Genomic DNA, 3,438 nt, shown 5'->3' with positions numbered 1-3,438 from the left:
GAAGGACGGGCGGCCCGTAGACGCGGCAAGCTGAAAACGTTGTCGGATTTTATGTTCGTAGAGGTCTCCGACGTCAACGGCGAGTGTAAAGTTGTCGCGGAATCTCGGAAATCTTCTCTCCACGCGCTCGCCCGCGACACCTGCGGCGGGAGCGGGAGGCATCCGATCGGCGCAAAGACGAAGGTAACGAGATTGCGGCAGGCGATACAAGGGCGCGCTGCTCGGCGTCTCCTCCGACGTTCCCGGTATGGGTGAAGCGTTGAAGGAGTGGAGGGCATCAGGCGTGTCCGGTATTGTCAGTTCTGGCCGCTATACAAGGTCCGTTCGACTTGACGATCGCAAAACGGATGCGATGGCGGACAATTCACAAACTAGCACAAGGAAATCCTTACATGAGATCCTCACCGAAAGAGACCGCCACCGCCGCCATCCCGATCCATCGAGTGCACCCCCCGTCTTTCTGGAAGGGGATGATCCTTGCCGCGACTGTGATCGTCCTCGTACCGAGTAGTCAGGTTTCGGCTGAGGACAAGGGGGCATGCCTTGCTTAATAAAATGGGAAGATTGAATGCGCGGATACAGAACTTGAACCGCACGAAGATTGGGGAGAGTACCAAACATGTGCCTATTATCACGGCGAAATATCTAACGAATGCATGCAAATAATGAGAGGCTGGCACCGGGAGAGTCGCCGCGAGAATCCATCGCGCCGAGCTTTGAGAGCAGTCGTTGACGAGGTCAGGAGACCCGCGACAGCCGGGCAAACCGTTCACCACATCCATCTAGCAGCCTTAGTGGGTTGGGAGAGCAAGGAGATGGAAGAACTTGCAGCCTCAGTTGGTTGGGAGAGGATGAAGATGGAAGAACTTCCAGCGGGAACAAAGTTCAACCACGCTAATAGGGATGGGGTGTGGGGCGGTTCGGGGCAAAGCGGGCACACGGGCGAAGCAATTTGGATGACCTCAGAAAACGATGTAGACGCGGCACGCGGGTATGCAGGTAGTTCTGGAAAGTACTTTGTTATCGAGGCGCAACAGCCCCTCAAATTAGCGGTCATGGATGAGCAGGGTACTCAAGTGGAACCTGACGAACTAGGCGCATGGGCTACCTTGGCGCAGAGATACGGCTTGGATGGAGTGAAGACGGAATATGGAAGCTCGTACGAGGCGATTTTATTTGACAGAAGCAAGATTGCACCTGTGGAAGAACGTGGTTTCGATTAGCCAGCCACCGATCGGAGGCGTGGCCAGAGAGACTGAGCGGAAAACCTCCCGGTCAGCCTTTTCGATCACCTCATGAACGTGAACACACCGCCCAGCCCAAGGATGCCATCGATAAAGAAGCTCGCGTTCCTCGGTCCCGTGGGGGTTCTCTCGTCGTGTTGTACAACACCGCGCGGCCGCACTCCCAAATCCCCTGGCAGACACCGGCCGAGTTCGCCAGCACCTTCAATCCGCGACGGTCGCTCGCGCTGCGCTATGCCAAAGGCTCCGCGCCAGCGCCCGTCGCTTCACCCGCCCAGCAGGGCACAACCCACGCCGGAAACGAACTCAAAACTGGGTACTGGGGGCAACGTCACCGCATGTCGGCCTCGAATACGCCAACCCGATTACATTGTTGGAAATAAGTAACTCGAGCGAAAACGTGCAATTTGCCTTCGCTACGTGTCCTAACCGCGCAGGAATATCAATTTCCACGTCCTGGAATCCAATGAACTGATTGTACAGTGGAAAATACGCCTTATACACCGCCTCCTTCAAAACGAAGAGGTCCCGCCGCTTGAGCAAATGTAGATCGTACATGCGTTGCTCGTTAGGGGTGGCAGTCAATTCGATCAGGTTCTCCGGCAGAGGTTCATTAGGCTCAATGTCGATACCGAGAGCCGCAATTTGTTTGGTCCCTGCAATGGCGGCGGCTGCTACGGTATCGTGGTGCGCCAAAGATCCGACGATGCCGAGTGGCCAGATCGGAACGCCAGAGCGCGTCTTCAGGATCGGCAGTTGTGGGAATCCCAGTTGCCCAAGGAGTGTTCTGGCGACTACTCTTGCAGCACCGCTTTGGCGGCGAACTTTGATAACAGCGCGTCCCAACGAGGTAACTTCGGAAGCGTACAAGGCGGAGTCGTCAGCCGGTGCTATTGAACGGATGCCGACGAGGATGTTCTGTTGATCAATCGTGATAGTCTCCATTCTATCTGGTCGCTTTCAGCTTTTCGGATGAGAAGCTCAGCCAATGCAGCTTGGCCTTGGAATTGCTCGACCCGGGCGTCGATCAGCAACGGCGCCAGACCACATATGCTTCCCATCTTTGGATCGCCGAGCCAGAACTCTCCGACATTTGGGGATTGTCGCGATCCGAGACTGAACCTCGTCTGGGTGCCAGAACCTTCGGTGCAGTTCGCTAGGGATCTTTTTCAAGAACCCCGGGCTAAGCGCGTAGAAATAGCTCGGGCCAGAGCCTTGCGGTTTTCCAGAACACTCATCATCGTCACGTGGTCGCCTCCAATCGGTACGGCAGTAATGGCCCCTCGACTCAAGACCCGGTCCCAGCCGCGCATAGGCGAACTTGCCTCCGGGCATAACGAACTCTCAGCTTGTCGTGCCCGAGAACTGAAGAGAGCCTCGGCGGCATAAAACTGATGTATCTCAATTGGCAAGGTTGGGATTTGGTACGCCTGCAGCGCCTCGTGAAACCGGGCGGTCCTTTCATACATCAAAACATCGTCATGGAGATTGCGATCCAGAGCTATTGCTCCAATTTGCTGCCCCTTTTGAAGAAGCTGAGGGATCGAACTTTGTCCAGCAAATTGCTCCAACACTTCGAAGCTCTCATCATCTAAGGGTTCAAAAGAGTCGAGCACGACGTCTCGCACCATTTGGATGGTCGATATATTTGTCACGTTTGCAGGTAGCGTAACATCGATCAACGCCATGAAAGATATATCTTCATCGAGACCGAGCAAAAGCTGGGCTAGGGCGTAAGCCAAAATCCCGCCTGATGAGTATCCAGCGAAGCGATACGGACCCTGCGGCTGGATCTTTCTAATTGCCACGATGGCCTCCGCGGCTATCGCCTCAAGAGTTGGTGGACAAAGGTTATTGAAGGGGGGCCATGGCAGAGCGTAGACGGGACAGTCTACGTCCATTTCCTCCACCAGACCGACGACATAGGAATAATCGCCTAAACCTGTGGGGACAAAGAACAGCGGTGGCTGCGATCCGGTTGCTTGAATGGAAATCACTCCCGCCCTGCTAGGCTGTGACTCCAAATGAGCCTCCGATGCAAGGTCCTTCAGAACCGGGGCTCGGAAGAGGTCGGCGGCGCTAAAGGTCAGCCCAACGTCTAATGCTCGACTGAGTACCTGCACCGCCAGGAGCGAGTGGCCGCCGAGTTCGAAGAAGTTGTCGTGGCGCCCGATGCGCTCGATCCCGAGCAGCT

General features: G+C 55.6%; 3 protein-coding genes. 1 reads left to right on the top strand and 2 read right to left on the bottom strand.

Features of this window, described 5'->3' with window-relative positions; genetic code table 11:
- The first annotated feature begins 815 nt into the window (after window positions 1-815).
- Entirely contained in the window at window positions 816-1,223 is a 408-nt protein-coding gene (locus tag AC0L28_RS34485) for a hypothetical protein (RefSeq protein ID WP_473482938.1), read from the top strand.
- Between the two features lie 327 nt (window positions 1,224-1,550).
- On the opposite strand, the gene AC0L28_RS34480 is transcribed toward AC0L28_RS34485, so the two are convergent.
- Window positions 1,551-2,189 carry a 4'-phosphopantetheinyl transferase family protein gene (locus AC0L28_RS34480; RefSeq protein ID WP_473482936.1) on the bottom strand — a complete coding sequence of 213 codons (639 nt, stop codon included), beginning with the start codon at window positions 2,187-2,189 and terminating at the stop codon, window positions 1,551-1,553.
- 224 nt (window positions 2,190-2,413) lie between these two features.
- A partial coding sequence (locus tag AC0L28_RS34475) for a thioesterase domain-containing protein (RefSeq protein WP_473482934.1) occupies window positions 2,414-3,438 on the bottom strand: 1,025 nt, incomplete at its 5' end.

The organism is Mesorhizobium sp. WSM4847, from assembly GCF_055811335.1.
Note: the sequence above shows the minus strand (reverse complement) of the source record. Positions and strands in the feature narration are given on the sequence as shown.

What these genes read in the sequence shown, in the direction of transcription:
- AC0L28_RS34480 (WP_473482936.1), bottom strand. Translation starts at nt 2,189, where the DNA reads ATGGAGACTATCACGATTGATCAACAGAACATCCTCGTCGGCATCCGT.
- AC0L28_RS34485 (WP_473482938.1), top strand. Translation starts at nt 816, where the DNA reads ATGGAAGAACTTGCAGCCTCAGTTGGTTGGGAGAGGATGAAGATGGAA.